This window comes from Kitasatospora sp. NPDC086009, assembly GCF_044540385.1.
In the GTDB taxonomy this organism is placed as follows: Bacteria; Actinomycetota; Actinomycetes; order Streptomycetales; family Streptomycetaceae; genus Kitasatospora.
Genome location: NZ_JBITSA010000001.1, coordinates 175,661 through 193,993, shown reverse-complemented (window position 1 = coordinate 193,993; position 18,333 = coordinate 175,661). Strand labels below are relative to the sequence as shown.

32 protein-coding genes are annotated in these 18,333 nt (G+C 66.9%); all 32 read left to right on the top strand.

Annotated features, from left to right (window positions below; all coding sequences use genetic code 11):
- Window positions 1-359 precede the first annotated feature (359 nt).
- The 32 genes from rpsJ (at window position 360) to truA (ending at window position 18,328) form a co-directional block, all read left to right on the top strand.
- Window positions 360-668, top strand: a complete 309-nt coding sequence (gene rpsJ, locus ACIF6L_RS00915) for a 30S ribosomal protein S10 (protein ID WP_012785157.1) — start codon at window positions 360-362, stop codon at window positions 666-668.
- 14 nt (window positions 669-682) lie between these two features.
- A complete protein-coding gene (gene rplC / locus ACIF6L_RS00910) occupies window positions 683-1,330 on the top strand; it encodes a 50S ribosomal protein L3 (RefSeq protein ID WP_327677876.1) in 648 nt (215 codons plus the stop codon).
- A 4-nt stretch (window positions 1,331-1,334) separates the two neighbouring features.
- Window positions 1,335-2,012 carry a 50S ribosomal protein L4 gene (gene rplD / locus ACIF6L_RS00905; RefSeq protein WP_329488126.1) on the top strand — a complete coding sequence of 226 codons (678 nt, stop codon included), beginning with the start codon at window positions 1,335-1,337 and terminating at the stop codon, window positions 2,010-2,012.
- On the top strand, window positions 2,012-2,332 hold the full coding sequence (rplW, locus tag ACIF6L_RS00900) for a 50S ribosomal protein L23 (RefSeq protein ID WP_380382396.1): 321 nt from the start codon (window positions 2,012-2,014) through the stop codon (window positions 2,330-2,332). Before rplD ends, rplW begins: the two co-directional genes overlap by 1 nt.
- Window positions 2,333-2,375: 43 nt before the next feature.
- Window positions 2,376-3,212 carry a 50S ribosomal protein L2 gene (rplB, locus tag ACIF6L_RS00895; protein ID WP_327677872.1) on the top strand — a complete coding sequence of 279 codons (837 nt, stop codon included), beginning with the start codon at window positions 2,376-2,378 and terminating at the stop codon, window positions 3,210-3,212.
- Window positions 3,213-3,223: 11 nt separating this feature from the next.
- Window positions 3,224-3,505 carry a 30S ribosomal protein S19 gene (gene rpsS / locus ACIF6L_RS00890; RefSeq protein WP_030055821.1) on the top strand — a complete coding sequence of 94 codons (282 nt, stop codon included), beginning with the start codon at window positions 3,224-3,226 and terminating at the stop codon, window positions 3,503-3,505.
- A gap of 50 nt (window positions 3,506-3,555) precedes the next feature.
- Window positions 3,556-3,903, top strand: a complete 348-nt coding sequence (rplV, locus tag ACIF6L_RS00885; protein ID WP_329488124.1) for a 50S ribosomal protein L22 — start codon at window positions 3,556-3,558, stop codon at window positions 3,901-3,903.
- Window positions 3,903-4,727, top strand: a complete 825-nt coding sequence (rpsC, locus tag ACIF6L_RS00880) for a 30S ribosomal protein S3 (RefSeq protein ID WP_327677868.1) — start codon at window positions 3,903-3,905, stop codon at window positions 4,725-4,727. Before rplV ends, rpsC begins: the two co-directional genes overlap by 1 nt.
- A 5-nt stretch (window positions 4,728-4,732) precedes the next feature.
- Window positions 4,733-5,152, top strand: a complete 420-nt coding sequence (gene rplP / locus ACIF6L_RS00875) for a 50S ribosomal protein L16 (protein ID WP_030393299.1) — start codon at window positions 4,733-4,735, stop codon at window positions 5,150-5,152.
- Window positions 5,152-5,376, top strand: coding sequence for a 50S ribosomal protein L29 (gene rpmC / locus ACIF6L_RS00870; RefSeq protein WP_063348970.1), 225 nt, complete (start codon window positions 5,152-5,154; stop codon window positions 5,374-5,376). The genes rplP and rpmC overlap by 1 nt, the downstream gene beginning before the upstream one ends.
- Window positions 5,376-5,648, top strand: coding sequence for a 30S ribosomal protein S17 (rpsQ, locus tag ACIF6L_RS00865; RefSeq protein WP_030055826.1), 273 nt, complete (start codon window positions 5,376-5,378; stop codon window positions 5,646-5,648). Before rpmC ends, rpsQ begins: the two co-directional genes overlap by 1 nt.
- Window positions 5,649-5,750: 102 nt before the next feature.
- On the top strand, window positions 5,751-6,122 hold the full coding sequence (rplN, locus tag ACIF6L_RS00860) for a 50S ribosomal protein L14 (protein ID WP_030393301.1): 372 nt from the start codon (window positions 5,751-5,753) through the stop codon (window positions 6,120-6,122).
- Window positions 6,123-6,137: 15 nt separating this feature from the next.
- Window positions 6,138-6,449: a 50S ribosomal protein L24 gene (rplX, locus tag ACIF6L_RS00855; protein ID WP_030055828.1), complete on the top strand. Its 312-nt coding sequence runs from the start codon at window positions 6,138-6,140 to the stop codon at window positions 6,447-6,449.
- The gene (gene rplE, locus ACIF6L_RS00850; protein ID WP_030300393.1) at window positions 6,449-7,018 is read left to right on the top strand and encodes a 50S ribosomal protein L5; all 570 of its coding nucleotides are present in this window, start codon (window positions 6,449-6,451) and stop codon (window positions 7,016-7,018) included. The genes rplX and rplE overlap by 1 nt, the downstream gene beginning before the upstream one ends.
- Before the next feature lie 4 nt (window positions 7,019-7,022).
- Window positions 7,023-7,208, top strand: a complete 186-nt coding sequence (locus ACIF6L_RS00845; protein WP_030393303.1) for a type Z 30S ribosomal protein S14 — start codon at window positions 7,023-7,025, stop codon at window positions 7,206-7,208.
- A gap of 274 nt (window positions 7,209-7,482) precedes the next feature.
- Window positions 7,483-7,890 (top strand): 30S ribosomal protein S8, encoded by a 408-nt coding sequence (gene rpsH, locus ACIF6L_RS00840; RefSeq protein WP_031063036.1) that lies wholly within the window; start codon window positions 7,483-7,485, stop codon window positions 7,888-7,890.
- Window positions 7,891-7,912: 22 nt separating this feature from the next.
- Entirely contained in the window at window positions 7,913-8,452 is a 540-nt protein-coding gene (rplF, locus tag ACIF6L_RS00835; protein ID WP_329488120.1) for a 50S ribosomal protein L6, read from the top strand.
- A gap of 3 nt (window positions 8,453-8,455) precedes the next feature.
- Window positions 8,456-8,839 carry a 50S ribosomal protein L18 gene (rplR, locus tag ACIF6L_RS00830; RefSeq protein WP_359803488.1) on the top strand — a complete coding sequence of 128 codons (384 nt, stop codon included), beginning with the start codon at window positions 8,456-8,458 and terminating at the stop codon, window positions 8,837-8,839.
- A 48-nt stretch (window positions 8,840-8,887) separates the two neighbouring features.
- Window positions 8,888-9,511, top strand: coding sequence for a 30S ribosomal protein S5 (gene rpsE / locus ACIF6L_RS00825; protein WP_030055834.1), 624 nt, complete (start codon window positions 8,888-8,890; stop codon window positions 9,509-9,511).
- The gene (gene rpmD / locus ACIF6L_RS00820; protein WP_030300409.1) at window positions 9,511-9,693 is read left to right on the top strand and encodes a 50S ribosomal protein L30; all 183 of its coding nucleotides are present in this window, start codon (window positions 9,511-9,513) and stop codon (window positions 9,691-9,693) included. The genes rpsE and rpmD overlap by 1 nt, the downstream gene beginning before the upstream one ends.
- Before the next feature lie 2 nt (window positions 9,694-9,695).
- On the top strand, window positions 9,696-10,148 hold the full coding sequence (gene rplO / locus ACIF6L_RS00815; protein WP_380382401.1) for a 50S ribosomal protein L15: 453 nt from the start codon (window positions 9,696-9,698) through the stop codon (window positions 10,146-10,148).
- Window positions 10,149-10,468: 320 nt separating this feature from the next.
- The gene (secY, locus tag ACIF6L_RS00810) at window positions 10,469-11,779 is read left to right on the top strand and encodes a preprotein translocase subunit SecY (protein ID WP_329488118.1); all 1,311 of its coding nucleotides are present in this window, start codon (window positions 10,469-10,471) and stop codon (window positions 11,777-11,779) included.
- Window positions 11,779-12,432: an adenylate kinase gene (locus tag ACIF6L_RS00805; RefSeq protein ID WP_329488117.1), complete on the top strand. Its 654-nt coding sequence runs from the start codon at window positions 11,779-11,781 to the stop codon at window positions 12,430-12,432. Before secY ends, ACIF6L_RS00805 begins: the two co-directional genes overlap by 1 nt.
- A gap of 131 nt (window positions 12,433-12,563) precedes the next feature.
- Window positions 12,564-13,403 (top strand): type I methionyl aminopeptidase, encoded by an 840-nt coding sequence (gene map, locus ACIF6L_RS00800; RefSeq protein ID WP_329488116.1) that lies wholly within the window; start codon window positions 12,564-12,566, stop codon window positions 13,401-13,403.
- Between the two features lie 138 nt (window positions 13,404-13,541).
- A complete protein-coding gene (mscL, locus tag ACIF6L_RS00795; protein WP_329488115.1) occupies window positions 13,542-13,967 on the top strand; it encodes a large conductance mechanosensitive channel protein MscL in 426 nt (141 codons plus the stop codon).
- 196 nt (window positions 13,968-14,163) lie between these two features.
- A complete protein-coding gene (gene infA, locus ACIF6L_RS00790) occupies window positions 14,164-14,385 on the top strand; it encodes a translation initiation factor IF-1 (protein WP_003956442.1) in 222 nt (73 codons plus the stop codon).
- Window positions 14,386-14,418: 33 nt separating this feature from the next.
- Window positions 14,419-14,532: a 50S ribosomal protein L36 gene (rpmJ, locus tag ACIF6L_RS00785; protein WP_003956441.1), complete on the top strand. Its 114-nt coding sequence runs from the start codon at window positions 14,419-14,421 to the stop codon at window positions 14,530-14,532.
- A gap of 179 nt (window positions 14,533-14,711) precedes the next feature.
- Window positions 14,712-15,092 carry a 30S ribosomal protein S13 gene (gene rpsM, locus ACIF6L_RS00780; RefSeq protein ID WP_396485630.1) on the top strand — a complete coding sequence of 127 codons (381 nt, stop codon included), beginning with the start codon at window positions 14,712-14,714 and terminating at the stop codon, window positions 15,090-15,092.
- A 72-nt stretch (window positions 15,093-15,164) separates the two neighbouring features.
- On the top strand, window positions 15,165-15,572 hold the full coding sequence (gene rpsK, locus ACIF6L_RS00775) for a 30S ribosomal protein S11 (RefSeq protein ID WP_030232513.1): 408 nt from the start codon (window positions 15,165-15,167) through the stop codon (window positions 15,570-15,572).
- 129 nt (window positions 15,573-15,701) lie between these two features.
- Window positions 15,702-16,724 (top strand): DNA-directed RNA polymerase subunit alpha, encoded by a 1,023-nt coding sequence (locus ACIF6L_RS00770; protein WP_030232516.1) that lies wholly within the window; start codon window positions 15,702-15,704, stop codon window positions 16,722-16,724.
- A 126-nt stretch (window positions 16,725-16,850) separates the two neighbouring features.
- Window positions 16,851-17,339, top strand: coding sequence for a 50S ribosomal protein L17 (rplQ, locus tag ACIF6L_RS00765; protein WP_329488111.1), 489 nt, complete (start codon window positions 16,851-16,853; stop codon window positions 17,337-17,339).
- Between the two features lie 77 nt (window positions 17,340-17,416).
- Window positions 17,417-18,328, top strand: a complete 912-nt coding sequence (gene truA, locus ACIF6L_RS00760) for a tRNA pseudouridine(38-40) synthase TruA (RefSeq protein WP_329488110.1) — start codon at window positions 17,417-17,419, stop codon at window positions 18,326-18,328.
- Window positions 18,329-18,333 lie beyond the last annotated feature (5 nt).

Here is an 18,333-nt window from a genome sequence, read left to right as displayed (position 1 = left end):
AGGACTGGAAGCGAGTCCCATGTACTCGTCGTTCCCGTGATGGCCGTTCATGTGTTCACGTGAGGTATGTGGACGCAGTGGTGTGAAGGCGACACCGCGGCAGCTGCGGGGCGGACGTACGGGAATCTTCCGGGAAGCGTGGGCGGGGCCTCGATCCGGCGCCTGGTGGATGCAAGACCTCACCGATCCGTAGGAAATCCGCAGAGGGAAACCTCTTCGCGGACTTTTTGCAAGCGACAGGGCGACACGCCCGACCGCGTGGGTCGGAGGAAACCATCCACAGGCACCACCGGACACAGTCCACCTGGATGAATCCGGCCGTAGAAGCAGCAGACGACACAAAGGACTACTGAGTAGCCATGGCGGGACAGAAGATCCGCATCCGGCTCAAGGCCTACGACCACGAGGTGATTGACTCCTCGGCGAAGAAGATCGTCGAGACCGTCATTCGCACTGGTGCGCAGGTCGCGGGCCCGGTGCCGCTGCCCACTGAGAAGAACGTGTACTGCGTCATCCGCTCGCCGCACAAGTACAAGGACTCGCGCGAGCACTTCGAGATGCGCACTCACAAGCGTCTGATCGACATCCTCGACCCCACGCCGAAGACGGTTGACTCGCTGATGCGTCTCGACCTGCCGGCTGGTGTCGACATCGAGATCAAGCTCTGAGAGGCACACCGAAGATGGCTAAGCAGATTAAGGGCATCCTGGGCGAGAAGCTCGGCATGACCCAGGTCTGGGACGAGAACAACCGGATCGTTCCGGTGACCGTCGTCAAGGCTGGGCCCAATGTCGTGACCCAGGTCCACACCGCCGACAGCCCGGCCGGCTACGACGCCGTCCAGATCGGCTTCGGCGAGATCGACCCCCGCAAGGTGAACAAGCCCCTCGCGGGTCACTTCGCCAAGGCCGGTGTCACCCCGCGCCGGCACCTGGTCGAGCTGCGTACCACGGACGCGTCCGAGTACACGCTGGGCCAGGAGATCACCGCCGAGCTGTTCGAGGCGGGTGTCAAGGTCGACGTGACCGGCACCTCCAAGGGCAAGGGCTTCGCCGGTGTCATGAAGCGCCACAACTTCCGGGGCCTCGGCGCCGGTCACGGTGTGCAGCGCAAGCACCGCTCGCCCGGCTCGATCGGTGGCTGCGCCACCCCGGGTCGTGTGTTTAAGGGCGTACGGATGGCCGGCCGGATGGGCCACGAGCGCGTGACCACCCAGAACCTGACCATCCATGCCGTTGACGCGGAGAAGGGGCTGCTCCTGATCAAGGGCGCAATCCCGGGCCCGAACGGCGGCCTCGTCCTCGTCCGCACCGCGGCGAAGGGGCTGTGAGGATATGAGCACCATTGACATCCTGTCGCCCTCGGGCGACAAGACCGGCAGCCTTGAGCTGCCGGCCGAGATCTTCGACGCGAAGGTCAGCGTTCCGCTGATGCACCAGGTCGTCGTGGCGCAGCTCGCTGCGGCCCGTCAGGGCACCCACAAGACCAAGACGCGTGGCGAGGTCCGCGGTGGCGGCAAGAAGCCGTACCGCCAGAAGGGCACCGGCCGCGCCCGTCAGGGCTCGACCCGCGCGCCGCAGTTCGCCGGCGGTGGCGTCGTGCACGGTCCCGTGCCGCGCGACTACTCGCAGCGGACCCCGAAGAAGATGATCGCCGCCGCCCTGCGCGGTGCGCTCACCGACCGGGCCCGTCACAACCGCATCCACGTCATCACCGACGTGACCGCGACCGAGGCGCCGTCGACCAAGGCCGCCAAGAGCCTGTTCGGCAAGATCACCGAGCGCAAGAACGTCCTCCTGGTCGTCGAGCGCGCGGACGAGCTGGGCCTCAAGTCCGCTCGTAACCTGCCGCACGTGCACATCCTGGACGCCGGCCAGCTGAACACCTACGACGTGCTCGTCTCCGACGATGTGGTCTTCACCCAGGCCGCCTTCGAGCGTTTCGTGGCGGGTCCCGCCGCGTCCGCCAAGGCCGTGGCTGCTGAGGGCGAGCTCGAAGGGAGCGCCGCCTGATGGCTGCAGAGATCACGAGCAAGACGTTCACGGACCCCCGTGACGTCCTGGTGAAGCCGGTCATCTCGGAGAAGAGCTACTCGCTCCTCGACGAGAACAAGTACACGTTCGTCGTGTCGCCCGGTGCCAACAAGACCCAGATCAAGCAGGCCGTCGAGACGGTCTTCTCGGTCAAGGTCGAGTCCGTCAACACGCTCAACCGTCAGGGCAAGCGCAAGCGCTCCAAGACGGGCTTTGGCAAGCGCAAGGACACCAAGCGCGCCATCGTGACGCTGGCTGAGGGCAACCGCATCGACATCTTCGGTGGTCCGGTCTCCTAACGGAGATCGTGATCGTCGATAAGGACGAGGACGAGAGAGCCAAATGGGCATCCGCAAGTACAAGCCGACTACGCCGGGCCGTCGTGGCTCCAGCGTGGCCGACTTCGTAGAGATCACGCGGTCCACGCCGGAGAAGTCGCTGGTTCGCCCCCTGCACAGCAAGGGCGGCCGTAACAACGCCGGTCGGATCACCGTTCGCCACCAGGGTGGCGGTCACAAGCGCGCCTACCGCGTGATCGACTTCCGTCGTCACGACAAGGACGGCGTGCCGGCCAAGGTCGCGCACATCGAGTACGACCCGAACCGCACCGCGCGCATCGCGCTCCTGCACTACGCGGACGGCGAGAAGCGCTACATCATCGCGCCGCGCGGCATCGCGCAGGGCGACCGGGTCGAGAACGGCCCTGGCGCCGACATCAAGCCCGGCAACAACCTGCCGCTTCGCAACATCCCGGTCGGTACCACCATCCACGCGGTGGAGCTGCGTCCCGGCGGCGGTGCCAAGATGGCCCGCTCCGCCGGTGCCGGCATCCAGCTGCTGGCGCGTGAGGGCAAGATGGCGCACCTGCGCATGCCCTCCGGTGAGATCCGCCTGGTCGACGCGCGCTGCCGCGCGACGGTCGGCGAGGTCGGCAACGCCGAGCAGTCGAACATCAACTGGGGCAAGGCCGGCCGTATGCGCTGGAAGGGCGTTCGCCCGACCGTGCGTGGTGTGGCCATGAACCCGATCGACCACCCGCACGGTGGTGGTGAGGGTAAGACCTCCGGTGGTCGCCACCCGGTCTCGCCGTGGGGCCAGAAGGAGGGTCGTACCCGTCGCCCGAAGAAGGCGTCGGACGCTCTCATCGTGCGCCGCCGCAAGACCAACAAGAAGCGCTAGGAGCAGGTCAGATGCCGCGCAGTCTCAAGAAGGGCCCCTTCATTGACGGCCACCTTCTCAAGAAGGTGGACGCTCAGAACGAGGCGGGTACCCAGAACGTCATCAAGACCTGGTCCCGTCGCTCCGTGATCTTCCCGGCCATGCTCGGCCACACGATCGCGGTGCACGATGGCCGCAAGCACGTCCCGGTGTTCGTCACCGAGTCGATGGTCGGCCACAAGCTCGGCGAGTTCGCGCCGACGCGTACCTTCCGCGGTCACGTCAAGGACGACCGCAAGTCGAAGCGTCGCTAGTCGCCAGCGAGATTACCGACTCAATGACTTACACCAGCAAGGGGACAACCATGGAAGCCAGGGCCCAGGCGCGGTACATCCGCGTCACGCCCATGAAGGCCCGCCGCGTGGTGGACCTCATCCGTGGCCTGAACGCCACGGAGGCCCAGGCGGTCCTGCGTTTCGCTCCGCAGGCCGCTACCGTGCCGGTCAGCAAGGTGCTCAACAGCGCCATTGCCAACGCCGCGCACAACTACAACCACTCCAACGTGGACGACCTCGTCATCAGCGAGGCGTACGTTGACGAGGGCCCGACCCTGAAGCGGTTCCGTCCGCGTGCCCAGGGCCGTGCCTACCGGATCCGCAAGCGGACCAGCCACATCACCGTGGTCGTCAGCAGCAAGGAAGGGACCCGGTAATGGGCCAGAAGGTTAACCCGCACGGGTTCCGCCTCGGCATCAGCACGGACTTCAAGTCCCGCTGGTACGCCGACAAGCTGTACAAGGACTACGTCAAGGAAGACGTCGCCATTCGTCGCATGATGACGAAGGGCATGGAGCGCGCCGGCATCTCGAAGGTTGAGATCGAGCGCACCCGCGACCGCGTCCGCGTCGACATCCACACCGCGCGCCCCGGCATCGTCATCGGTCGCCGTGGCACCGAGGCCGACCGCATCCGCGGCGACCTGGAGAAGCTGACCGGCAAGCAGGTCCAGCTGAACATCCTCGAGGTCAAGAACCCCGAGCTGGACGCCCAGCTCGTGGCTCAGGGCGTCGCGGAGCAGCTGTCCTCCCGCGTCTCCTTCCGCCGTGCCATGCGCAAGTCGATGCAGGGCACCATGAAGTCCGGCGCCAAGGGCATCAAGGTCCAGTGCTCCGGTCGTCTCGGCGGCGCCGAGATGAGCCGTTCGGAGTTCTACCGCGAGGGCCGTGTGCCGCTGCACACCCTGCGCGCGAACGTCGACTACGGCTTCTTCGAGGCCAAGACGACCTTCGGCCGTATCGGCGTGAAGGTCTGGATCTACAAGGGCGACGTCAAGAACATCGCCGAGGTCCGCGCTGAGAACGCCGCTGCCCGCTCGGGCAACCGTCCGGCCCGTCCCGAGGGTGGTCGTCCCGCCCGCGGTGGCGAGCGCCGTGGTGGCGAGCGCGGTGGCCGTGGCCGTCGTCCCGCCGGCACCGAGGCTCAGGCCCCGGTCGCCGCCGAGACCCCGGCTGCCGAGAACACCGGAACGGAGGCCTGACCCAAATGCTGATCCCCCGTCGGGTCAAGCACCGCAAGCAGCACCACCCGAAGCGCCGCGGCGCCTCCAAGGGTGGCACCGAGCTCGCCTTCGGCGAGTACGGCATCCAGGCCGTTACCCCGGCCTACGTGACGAACCGGCAGATCGAGTCCGCTCGTATCGCCGTCACCCGTCACATCAAGCGTGGCGGCAAGGTCTGGATCAACATCTACCCGGACCGTCCGCTCACCAAGAAGCCGGCCGAGACCCGCATGGGTTCCGGTAAGGGTTCGCCCGAGTGGTGGATCGCGAACGTGCACCCGGGTCGGGTCATGTTCGAGCTGTCGTACCCCAACGAGAAGGTGGCTCGTGAGGCGCTGACCCGCGCAGCTCACAAGCTCCCGATGAAGTGCCGGATCATCCGGCGCGAGGCAGGTGAGAGCTGATGTCGGCCGGCACCAAGGCTGCTGACCTCCGCGAGCTGGACAACGAGGGTCTCGTTGCCAAGCTCCGTGAGGCCAAGGAGGAGCTGTTCAACCTCCGCTTCCAGGCGGCGACCGGGCAGCTCGACAACCACGGACGGCTCAAGCTCGTCCGTAAGGACATCGCGCGGATCTACACCCTGATGCGCGAGCGCGAGCTGGGCATCGAGACGGTGGAGAACGCCTGATGACTGAGAACACCAACGAGACGCGCGGTTTCCGCAAGACCCGTGAGGGCCTCGTCGTCAGCGACAAGATGGACAAGACCGTCGTCGTCGCCGTCGAGGACCGCGTCAAGCACGCTCTGTACGGCAAGGTCATCCGCCGTACGAACAAGCTGAAGGCGCACGACGAGGCGAACGCCTGCGGCATCGGCGACCGGGTCCTCCTCGCGGAGACCCGCCCGCTGTCCGCGACGAAGCGCTGGCGCGTCGTCGAGATCCTCGAGAAGGCCAAGTAACGAAGTCGATGTGGTACGGCCGTATGTGCAACGGGTCCCTCGCGGGCGCCGGTGTGAGCAGCGGCCGGCCCGTCAGCTCTCGTTGACGATCAGGAGAAAGCTGTGATCCAGCAGGAGTCGCGACTGCGTGTCGCCGACAACACGGGCGCGAAGGAAATCCTTTGCATCCGCGTTCTCGGTGGTTCCGGTCGCCGCTACGCCGGTATCGGGGACGTCATCGTCGCGACCGTCAAGGACGCGATCCCCGGCGGTTCGGTCAAGAAGGGTGACGTCGTCAAGTGCGTCGTCGTCCGTACCGTGAAGTCGCGCCGCCGTCCCGACGGTTCGTACATCCGGTTCGACGAGAACGCCGCCGTGGTTCTCAAGAACACCGATGGTGACCCCCGCGGTACCCGCATCTTCGGCCCGGTGGGCCGCGAGCTGCGCGACAAGAAGTTCATGAAGATCATCTCGCTGGCGCCGGAGGTGCTCTAACCCATGGCGAACAGCATGAAGATCAAGAAGGGTGACCTGGTCCAGGTCATCACCGGCAAGGACCGCGGCAAGCAGGGCAAGGTCATCCAGGCCATGCCCGCCGAGAACAAGGTCCTGGTCGAGGGTGTCAACCGGGTCAAGAAGCACACCAAGCCGGGCCCGGGTACTCAGGGTGGCATTGTCACCGTCGAGGCCCCGGTGCACGTCTCCAACGTCCAGCTGGTCGTGGAGAAGGACGGCAAGAAGGTCGTCACCCGCGTTGGCTACCGCTTCGACGACGAGGGCAACAAGATCCGCGTTGCCAAGCGAACCGGTGAGGACATCTGATGTCTGAGACGTCTGTTGAGAAGGTGACCCCCCGTCTCAAGGAGCGTTACAACTCCGAGATCAAGGGTCAGCTGCAGGAGCAGTTCTCGTACGAGAACGTCATGCTGACGCCCGGCCTGGTCAAGGTCGTCGTCAACATGGGTGTCGGCGAGGCCGCCCGTGACAGCAAGCTGATCGAGGGCGCGATCCGCGACCTGACCGCGATCACCGGTCAGAAGCCGGCCGTGACCAAGGCTCGTAAGTCCATCGCGCAGTTCAAGCTGCGCGAGGGCCAGCCGATCGGCACCCACGTCACCCTCCGTGGTGACCGCATGTGGGAGTTCCTGGACCGTCTGGTGTCGCTGGCTCTGCCGCGTATCCGTGACTTCCGTGGTCTCTCCCCCAAGCAGTTCGACGGCCGTGGCAACTACACCTTCGGTCTGACCGAGCAGGTTATGTTCCACGAGATCGACCAGGACAAGGTCGACCGTCAGCGCGGTATGGACATCACCGTCGTGACCACCGCTCAGACCGACGACGAGGGCCGGGCGCTCCTGCGCGCTCTGGGCTTCCCGTTCAAGGAGGCGTGAGCCAATGGCGAAGAAGTCCCTCATCGCAAAGGCCGAGCGGAAGCCGAAGTTCGGCGTCCGGGCCTACACCCGGTGCCAGCGCTGCGGTCGCCCGCACTCGGTGTACCGCAAGTTCGGCCTCTGCCGTGTGTGCCTCCGTGAGATGGCGCACCGCGGCGAGCTGCCGGGCGTGACCAAGAGCTCCTGGTAGTCCTCTTCCCTTAGAGGGCAACCGCTCTAGTCGCATCACGCGAAGCAGGGTGCCCGATCCCACACCGCCCGTTTTTGGGCTCCCGTACGGAATCCCGTAAGGTAGTGGGGTCGGGCCCCCTGTCACGGTCGCTCCGTAGCGGCCGCTGACCCTCTTCGAGGGCTCGCACCCAGACTTACTACGTCGCAGGTCCCCTGCGCCTGTGCCCCGTGTTCCTCAGGAACACGGGGGACCTGGTGCGGAGAAACCACGGCGAGAGAGGCCTGAGGCCATCATGACCATGACCGACCCCATCGCAGACATGCTCACGCGTCTGCGTAACGCTAACTCGGCGTACCACGACTCCGTGGCGATGCCGGCCAGCAAGATCAAGGCGCACGTCGCCCAGATCCTGCAGCAGGAGGGGTACATCTCCTCCTACAAGGTTGAGGAGCCCGTCGAGGGCGAGGTCGGCAAGAAGCTGACCATCGAGCTCAAGTTCGGTCCCAACCGTGAGCGCTCGATCGCTGGCATCAAGCGGATCAGCAAGCCGGGCCTGCGGGTCTACGCAAAGTCCACCAACCTGCCGAAGGTGCTCGGCGGCCTGGGCGTGGCGATCATCTCCACGTCCTCCGGTCTCCTCACCGACAAGCAGGCAGCCAAGAAGGGCGTAGGCGGAGAAGTTCTCGCCTACGTCTGGTAATTCGGGAAACGGAGGTACAGCAATGTCGCGCATTGGACGGCTGCCCATCCCGGTTCCCGCCGGCGTGGACGTCACCATCGATGGCCAGGCGGTCTCGGTGAAGGGCCCCAAGGGCTCCCTCACCCACCATGTCGCCGCGCCGATCGAGATCGGCAAGGGCGAGGACGGCACGCTGCTCGTCACCCGCCCCAACGACGAGCGTCTGTCGAAGGCCCTGCACGGCCTTTCCCGCACGCTGGTGGCGAACATGATCACCGGCGTGACCGCGGGCTACCGCAAGTCGCTGGAGATCAGCGGTGTTGGCTATCGAGTCCTGGCGAAGGGCTCCAACATGGAGTTCCAGCTCGGCTACAGTCACCCGATCCTGGTCGAGGCCCCGGAGGGCATCACCTTCGTCGTCGAGTCGGCCACCAAGTTCCACGTGGACGGCATCGACAAGCAGAAGGTCGGCGAGGTCGCCGCGAAGATCCGCAAGCTGCGCAAGCCCGACCCGTACAAGGCCAAGGGCGTCAAGTACGCGGGCGAGGTCATCCGCCGCAAGGTCGGAAAGAGTGGTAAGTAAGCGATGAGCGTCTCTGTCAAGATCGGCAAGGGCAACGCCTACAAGAGCGCCGCTCGCAAGCGCCGCGCGATCCGCGTTCGCAAGCGCGTCGTCGGCAACGAGGTGCGTCCGCGCCTCGTTGTGACGCGCTCGAACCGTCACATGGTCGCCCAGGTCATCGACGACGCCAAGGGTCACACCCTGGCGTCGGCGTCCACCCTCGACGTGTCCATCAAGGGCGTCGAGGGCGACAAGACCGAGCTGGCCAAGAAGGTCGGGAGCCTGGTCGCCGAGCGCGCCAAGGCCGCCGGCATCGAGTCGGTCGTCTTCGACCGCGCGGGCAACCGGTACGCAGGCCGCATCGCCGCTCTGGCCGATGCTGCCCGTGAGGCCGGGCTCGACTTCTAAGCCGCTCGTCGGCTCAGTCGACGGACGTAATCGAGAGAGGTAATTCCAATGGCTGGACCCCAGCGCCGCGGTAGCGGCGCCGGCGGCGGCACCGGCGGTGGCGAGCGGCGTGACCGTAAGCGTGACGACCGGGGCAATGCCCCCGCCGTCGAGAAGACCGCTTACGTCGAGCGCGTCGTTGCGATCAACCGTGTCGCCAAGGTTGTCAAGGGTGGTCGTCGTTTCAGCTTCACCGCGCTGGTCGTGGTGGGCGACGGTGACGGCACCGTAGGTGTGGGTTACGGGAAGGCGAAGGAGGTTCCGGCCGCCATCGCCAAGGGTGTTGAGGAGGCCAAGAAGAACTTCTTCAAGGTCCCCCGTATCCAGGGCACCATCCCTCACCCGATCCAGGGCGAGAAGGCTGCCGGCGTCGTGCTCCTGAAGCCGGCTGCCCCCGGTACCGGTGTTATCGCCGGTGGCCCGGTGCGTGCCGTGCTCGAGTGCGCCGGTATCCACGACATCCTGTCGAAGTCGCTCGGCTCCGACAACGCGATCAACATCGTGCACGCCACGGTGGCCGCTCTGAAGGGCCTCGTGCGCCCCGAGGAGATCGCCGCCCGTCGTGGCCTGCCGCTGGAGGACGTGGCTCCCGCCGCTCTGCTGCGGGCTCGTGCTGCAGGGGTGAGTGCCTGATGGCTCGCCTGAAGATCACGCAGACCAAGTCCTACATCGGCAGCAAGCAGAACCACCGCGAGACGCTGCGCTCGCTGGGTCTGAAGCGCATGCACGATGTGGTCGTCAAGGAGGACCGTCCCGAGATCCGCGGGATGGCCCAGACCGTGCGTCACCTCGTCACGGTCGAGGAGGTGGACTGATTATGGGCGACTCGCCGATCAAGGTTCACAACCTGCGTCCCGCCCCGGGTGCCAAGACCGCCAAGACCCGTGTCGGTCGTGGTGAGGGCTCCAAGGGTAAGACCGCCGGTCGTGGTACCAAGGGCACCAAGGCCCGCTACCAGGTTCCGCAGCGCTTCGAGGGTGGCCAGATGCCGCTCCACATGCGCCTGCCGAAGCTGAAGGGCTTCAAGAACCCGTTCAAGATCACGTTCCAGGTTGTCAACCTCGACAAGCTGGCCGAGCTCTACCCGCAGGGTGGCGAGGTCACTGTCGAGGACCTGATCGCCAAGGGCGCGGTTCGCAAGAACTCCCTCGTCAAGGTGCTCGGCACCGGCGAGATCTCGGTCGCGCTGCAGGTGACGGTCGACGCCGTCTCCGGCTCCGCCGCCGAGAAGATCACCGCCGCCGGCGGTACCGTCACCGAGCTCGTCTGAGCCCGCTGACTCCCCACGAGCCCCGCACCTCCTTCACGGAGGTGCGGGGCTCGTGCGTTGTCCCGGTGGTCCGTAGCCGCACTCAAGCGGGTACGGGCCTCGTTCTTTTGTGTGGCAAACCCGGGCATCCCGTACCCCGTGAGTGGGGGAGGGGCCGTACGCGCTTCTTTCGAGCGGCCGCGCACTGTTAGAGTCCGTGGAGTTCCCTTGTAGGCTGCGCGTAGGCTCGCCTGTGCCGTCTGTACGGGGGCCCGAACCGCAAACTCCCCATTCAGGACCGACCCTCCCGCCGACGACGCGCGGGAGGCGCAGGAGGCACCGTGCTCAGTGCGTTCGCGCGGGCGTTCCAGACGCCCGACCTGCGCAAGAAGCTGCTGTTCACGCTGGGCATCATGGTGCTGTTCCGGCTGGGCTCCCACGTCCCGGTACCCGGGGTCAGCTTCCAAGCTGTCAACGAATGTGTGAAGGACACCAAGAGCAGCGGATTGTTCGGGCTCGTCAACCTGTTCAGTGGTGGCGCGCTCCTCCAGCTCACGATCTTCGCGCTCGGCATCATGCCGTACATCACGGCCAGCATCATCCTCCAGCTCCTCACCGTCGTGATCCCGCGGCTCGAGGCGCTGAAGAAGGAGGGGCAGGCCGGTACCGCGAAGATCACCCAGTACACCCGCTACCTGACCATCGCGCTCGCCGTGCTCCAGGGCACCGGCATCGTGGCGACGGCCTCCAGCGGCGCGCTGTTCTCGGGTTGCGTCTACGCCAACCAGATCGTGCCGGACCAGTCGGTGTTCCGGATCGCCGTCATGGTGATCACGATGACCGCCGGCACCACGTTCATCATGTGGCTGGGTGAGCTGATCACCGACCGCGGCATCGGCAACGGCATGTCGATCCTCATCTTCACCTCGATCGCCTCGGGCTTCCCGGGCTCGATGTGGGCGATCAAGACCTCCGGCACCATCGGCGGCGGCTGGGTCGAGTTCCTCTCCGTGGTCGCGGTCGGCGTCATCGTTGTGATGCTGGTCATCTTCGTGGAGCAGGCGCAGCGCCGGATCCCGGTGCAGTACGCGAAGCGGATGATCGGGCGCCGCGCCTTCGGCGGCACCTCGACCTACATCCCCCTCAAGGTGAACCAGGCCGGTGTCATCCCGGTCATCTTCGCCTCGTCGCTGCTGTACATCCCCGCCCTGGTGGTCCAGCTGACCAGCAGCCAGGCCGGCTGGGCGACGTGGATCAGGACCAACTTCGTCAAGGGTGACCACCCGGTCTACATGGCCACCTACTTCCTGCTGATCGTCTTCTTCGCCTTCTTCTACGTCGCCATCTCCTTCAACCCCGAAGAAGTTGCCGACAATATGAAGAAGTATGGTGGGTTCATCCCGGGCATCCGGGCCGGCCGGCCGACGGCCGAGTACCTGAACTACGTGCTCACCCGCATCACGTGGCCGGGTTCGCTCTACCTGGGCCTGATCGCGTTGATCCCGATGATCGCCCTGGTGGCCTTCGGGCAGCAGACCAACTTCCCGTTCGGCGGCACCAGCGTTCTCATCGTCGTCGGCGTCGGACTCGAAACTGTGAAGCAGATCGAGAGCCAGCTCCAGCAGCGCAATTACGAAGGGTTCCTCCGCTGATGCGTATCGTCCTCGTCGGACCTCCCGGGGCCGGGAAGGGTACTCAGGCGCACCTGCTCGCCAAGACCCTGTCCATTCCCCACATCTCCACCGGCGACCTGTTCCGCGCCAACATCGGTCAGGGCACCCCGCTGGGGCTCGAGGCCAAGAGCTTCATGGACGCGGGTCGCCTGGTACCGGATGAGGTCACCATCGGGATGGCCAAGGACCGCATGCTCCAGCCCGACGCCGGCAACGGCTTCCTGCTCGACGGCTTCCCGCGCAACCTTGGCCAGGCCAAGGCGCTGGACGAGTTCCTGGCCGAGCAGGGCATCGCGCTGGACGGCGTGCTGGACCTGGAGGTTCCCGAGGACGAGGTCGTCCGCCGGATCGCCGGCCGTCGCCTGTGCCGCAACGACGGGGGCCACGTGTTCCACGTGGACTACAACCCGCCGAAGGCCGAGGGCGTCTGCGACGAGTGCGGCGGCGAGCTGTACCAGCGCTCGGACGACACCGAGGAGAAGGTGCGGACGCGGCTGGAGGTCTACCACACCGAGACCGAGCCGATCATCGACTACTACGCCCAGCAGGGCCTGGTGGCGACGATCCCCGCGCTCGGCAAGGTGGACGAGGTGACCCAGCGCGCGATCGAGGCGCTGAAGCAGGACAACTGACATTACCGAGCGACGCCGTACGGCCGCGCCGCCCCTCGCCGGGGCAGCGCGGCCGTACGGCGTCGTACGGTGGAACGAGTGCACGGCCGTCCGGCAAGGACCGGGCGGGAACCCTAGGAAGGCGTGACCAGATGGTGGAGATCAAGACCCCCGAGCAGATCGCGAAGATGCGAGTGGCCGGGCTGGTCGTCGCCGAGGCGCTCAAGGCCTGCCGGGAGGCGGTCGCTCCGGGGGTGACCACCCAGGAGCTCAACGACATCGCGGACAAGGTCATCACCGACCACGGCGCCACCTCGAACTTCCGCGCCGACCACGGCGGGCTCTGGTTCCCCGGGGTGATCTGCGCCTCGGTGAACAACGAGGTCGTGCACGGCATCCCCGGCGACCGGGTGCTCCAGGAGGGCGACGTCATCTCGATCGACTGCGGCGCCATCGTGGACGGCTGGCACGGCGACGCGGCGATCACCGTGGCGGTCGGCGAGGTCCGCCCCGAGGTGGAGATGCTCAGCCGGGTCACCGAGGGCTCGATGTGGGCCGGCATCGCCCAGATGAAGAAGGGCAACCGCCTGGCGGACGTCTCCAAGGCGATCGAGGGCTTCATCCGGCGCCAGCCGCTCCCGCCGAAGGGCAAGTGGGGCATCACCGAGGGCTACGGCGGCCATGGCATCGGCACCGCGATGCACATGGAGCCGCACGTGCTGAACTACGTCGAGCGGGGGCGCGGCAAGGGCCCCAAGCTGATCCCCGGCACCGTGCTGGCGATCGAGCCGATGGTCTCGCTGGGCACTCCGCACACCACCGTGCTGGAGGACGACTGGACCGTCGTGACCACCGACGGCACCTGGGCCTCGCACTGGGAGCACTCGGTGGCCGTCACCGAGCAGGGCCCGCTGGTCCTGACGGCCTTCGACGGCGGCCGCGCCGAACTCGCGAAGCTGGGCATCACCGCAGCTCCGGACCCCCTCGGGTAGTCGCGGAGGCGGTCAACTACCGCGCCCGACAACGGATCAGAGCCCTGGGGGTTTGGACCTCCAGGGCTTTTGTCCTATTTTTATCGGCTGGCAGTGGCTTCACTGGCTTCAGCGGCTTCGATCAAGCAGGAGAGTGCAGTGCTCAAGGGATTCCGCGACTTCATGATGCGCGGCAACGTGGTCGACATGGCCGTCGGTGTCGTCATCGGTGCGGCCTTCACCGGCGTGGTGACCGGCTTCGTGTCGGCCTTCCTCACCCCGCTGGTCGGCGTGGTGGTCGGTGCCGCCGGCGACTTCAGCTCCTACAAGGCCAACCTGGGCGGGGTCATCTTCCCGTGGGGGCAGTTCCTCAACGTGCTGATCGCGTTCCTCATGACCGCCGCGGTGCTGTACTTCTGCGTCGTGCTGCCGGTGACCAAGGCCACCGCCCGCTACCTGCCGAAGAAGCCGAAGTCCCCGAAGCGCCCCTGCCCCGAGTGCCTGACCGAGATACCGCAGGCCGCGCGCCGCTGCAGCGCCTGCACCGCCCACGTCGAGCCGCTGGTGGTCAGCCCCGGCCTGTGACGGCCGGACGGGCGGCGCCGGCCGCGTCCGGCGGCCTCGTTTTGGCCCATCGGGCGCACTGGCGTAGGATGGACCGTCGGCTCACTCGTAGCGTGCTCCAGCACGCCCTCTTCCCTCTCGGGGGACGGGGTGGACCCAGGTTCGCACGAGCGTGCCGCATACGGTAGCCGGTCCCGGAAGGTGGATCTCGCAGTTCATGGCTAAGAAGCAAGGCGCCATTGAGATCGAGGGCACCGTGATCGAGTCTCTTCCGAACGCGATGTTCAAGGTCGAGCTGCAGAACGGTCACAAGGTCCTCGCGCACATCAGCGGCAAGATGCGCATGCACTACATCCGCATCCTGCCGGACGACCGGGTCGTGGTGGAGCTCAGCCCCTACGACCTCACGCGTGGCCGGATCGTCTACCGCTACAAGTAAGAACGTCAGATCTAGACCCGGAGAACCTGAAGCATGAAGGTCAAGCCGAGCGTCAAGAAGATCTGCGACAAGTGCAAGGTGATCCGCCGTCACGGCCGGGTCATGGTGATCTGCGACAACCTGCGCCACAAGCAGCGCCAGGGCTGATCAGTTCTCCCCAGCATTTCTCGTAGTACTTCGCGCGACGCGAAAACGTCATAAGCGGGCTACCCGATCCGCCCTTCGCAGGGCGGACTGCCACCCCCGGTCAGAGGCCGGGGCTCCCACACCGTGAGGTGTCGGAGTAGGTAGCACGCAAGACCTCTGAAGAAACACAGGAGCCTTGAATGGCACGCCTCGCCGGCGTTGATCTCCCCCGTGAGAAGCGGATCGAGATCGCCCTTACCTACGTGTACGGCATCGGTCGTACCCGCGCCCAGCAGACCCTGACCGAGACCGGTGTCAGCCCGGATGTCCGCGTTCGCGACATCTCCGAGGAAGACCTCGTCAAGCTGGGTCAGTACATCGACGCCAACTACACGGTCGAGGGTGACCTCCGCCGTGAGGTGGCCGCCGACATCCGCCGCAAGGTCGAGATCGGCTGCTACGAGGGTCTGCGTCACCGCCGCGGCCTGCCGGTCCGCGGTCAGCGCACCCACACCAACGCGCGTACCCGCAAGGGCCCGCGTCGCGCGATCGCCGGCAAGAAGAAGCCGGGCAAGAAGTAGTCCGTCCCGTCACCGGACATCCCTCCGGCCCGCGGGTCAGCGGACCGACCACCTCAGTAGGAGAACAGACTTATGCCCCCCAAGGGTCGTCAGGCTGCCGGCGCGAAGAAGATCCGCCGCAAGGAAAAGAAGAACGTCGCTCACGGCCACGCGCACATCAAGAGCACGTTCAACAACACCATCGTTTCGATCACCGACCCCGCGGGCAACGTGATCTCCTGGGCCTCCGCCGGCCACGTCGGCTTCAAGGGCTCGCGCAAGTCCACCCCGTTCGCCGCGCAGATGGCCGCCGAGGCCGCTGCCCGTCGCGCGCAGGAGCACGGCATGCGCAAGGTCGACGTCTTCGTCAAGGGTCCGGGCTCCGGCCGTGAGACCGCGATCCGCTCGCTCCAGGCCACCGGCCTGGAGGTGGGCTCGATCCAGGACGTCACCCCCACCCCGCACAACGGCTGCCGTCCGCCGAAGCGCCGCCGCGTCTGACGCAGCGCCTTCGGGCACTGGTGTTCGCTTGACACCGCGTACGGGGTCCCGGTTCGTCCGGGACCCCGTACGCTGGTTCTGTTCGGCATCAAATAGTGGGTGCCGAAGACAACTGGAGGATCTGAAAACATGCTGATCGCTCAGCGCCCCTCGCTGACCGAAGAGGTCGTCGACGAATTCCGCTCGCGGTTCGTGATCGAGCCGCTGGAGCCGGGCTTCGGCTACACCCTCGGCAACTCCCTTCGCCGCACGCTCCTCTCCTCGATCCCCGGTGCCGCTGTCACCAGCATCCGGGTCGACGGCGTCCTGCACGAGTTCACCACCGTGCCGGGCGTCAAGGAGGACGTCACCGACCTCATCCTCAACATCAAGCAGCTGGTCGTCTCCTCGGAGCACGACGAGCCGGTCGTGATGTACCTGCGCAAGCAGGGCCCGGGTGTGGTCACCGCCGCCGACATCGCGCCGCCGGCCGGTGTCGAGGTGCACAACCCCGAGCTGGTCCTCGCCACGCTGAACGGCAAGGGCAAGCTGGAGATGGAGCTGACCGTCGAGCGCGGTCGCGGCTACGTCTCCGCCGTGCAGAACAAGGCTTCCGGCCAGGAGATCGGCCGCATCCCGGTCGACTCGATCTACAGCCCCGTGCTGAAGGTCACCTACAAGGTCGAGGCGACCCGTGTCGAGCAGCGGACCGACTTCGACAAGCTGATCGTCGACGTCGAGACCAAGCCCGCCATGCGCCCGCGTGACGCCATGGCCTCGGCCGGCAAGACCCTGGTGGAGCTGTTCGGTCTCGCCCGCGAGCTGAACATCGACGCCGAGGGCATCGACATGGGCCCGTCCCCCACGGACGCCGCCCTGGCCGCCGACCTGGCGCTGCCGATCGAGGAGCTCGAGCTCACCGTTCGGTCGTACAACTGCCTCAAGCGCGAGGGCATCCACACCGTGGGTGAGCTCGTCGCCCGCTCCGAGGCCGACCTGCTCGACATCCGCAACTTCGGTGCGAAGTCGATCGACGAGGTCAAGGCGAAGCTGGCCGGCATGGGCCTGGCCCTCAAGGACAGCCCGCCCGGGTTCGACCCGACCGCCGCCGCCGACGCCTTCGGCGCCGACGACCTGGACGACGCGGGTTACGCGGAGACCGAGCAGTACTAAGAGTTTGCTGGTGGGGGCGGTTCCCCGGAGCCGCCCCCGTCATCATGAAAGCCGTACGGGCACCGTGTCCGTACGCCCGCTGCGGTACCTGGTACGGCCGCAGTCGGAGATTCAAGGAGTAATTCCATGCCGCGTCCCACCAAGGGTGCCCGCCTCGGCGGCGGCCCCCACCACGAGCCGCTGCTGCTGGCCGGCCTGTGCCGGGAGCTGTTCCAGTACGGCCGCATCACCACGACCGAGGCCAAGGCCCGTCGGATGCGCCCGCTGGCGGAGAAGCTGATCACCAAGGCGAAGAAGGGCGACATCCACAACCGTCGTCTGGTTCGCAAGACGATCACCGACATCTCCGTGCTGCACACCCTCTTCACCGAGATCGCGCCGCGCTACGAGAACCGCCCCGGTGGCTACACCCGTATCACCAAGATCGGTCCCCGTCGTGGCGACAACGCCCCGATGGCCGTGATCGAGCTGGTCGAGGCGCTGACCGTCGCGCAGACCGCCGTCGGCGAGGCCGAGGGTGCCACCAAGCGCGCCGTCAAGGAGGCCGAGGCCAAGGTCGAGGAGACCAAGGTCGAGGACACCAAGGCCGACGAGGCCGAGGCCGAGCAGGCCTGACGCCTTTGGGTGCAGTGCGGGCCCGCTCTCCCATTCCGTGGGGGAGCGGGCCCGTTCCTTCTGTCTGGAGTGAAGCAGTGATCGACGATTGCGCCGAGCGTCCGCCGGTGAAGGACGGCCCGGCCGACGGGTACGTCCGGGTCCGGCTCGACCTCGCCTACCAGGGCGCGGAGTTCTCCGGCTGGGCCCGCCAGCGCGGTGGCCGCCGCACGGTGCAGGAGGAGATCGAGAGCGCGCTGCAGATCGTCACCCGCAGCACCGAGCTGTACCCGCTGACGGTCGCCGGACGGACCGACGCCGGCGTGCACGCGCGCGGCCAGGTCGCGCACGTCGACCTGCCGGCCGAGCTGTGGGCCGCGCACCGCGAGAAGCTGCTGCGCAGGCTGGCCGGGCGGCTGCCCGGGGACGTCCGGATCTACCGGATCGGCGAGGCGCCGGCCGGCTTCGACGCCCGCTTCTCGGCGATCTGGCGCCGCTACGCCTACCGCGTCGCCGACCACCCCGGCGGGGTGGACCCGCTGCTGCGCGGCCATGTGCTCTGGCACGACCGGCCGCTGGACGTCGAGCGGATGAACGCGGCCGCGGCGCTGCTGCTGGGGGAGCACGACTTCGCCGCGTACTGCAAGAAGCGCGAGGGCGCGACGACCATCCGCACGCTGCTGGAACTGCGCTGGGACCGCGTCCCGGTCGACTCCTACGCCTCGCAGGAGGGCTCGCTGGCGGTCGCCACCGTCCGCGCCGACGCCTTCTGCCACAACATGGTGCGGGCCCTGGTCGGCGCGATGCTGCTGGTCGGCGACGGGCACCGGCCGGTGGAGTTCCCCGGCGAGGTGCTGGCCGGCGGGGTGCGCAACTCCGCGGTCAACGTGATCCGGCCGTACGGGCTGACGCTGGAGGAGGTCGGCTACCCGGCCGACGACCAGCTCGCCGAGCGCAGCCGGCTGGCCCGCCGGATCAGGACGCTGCCGGGACAGCCGGTGGTCGGCTAATCCGT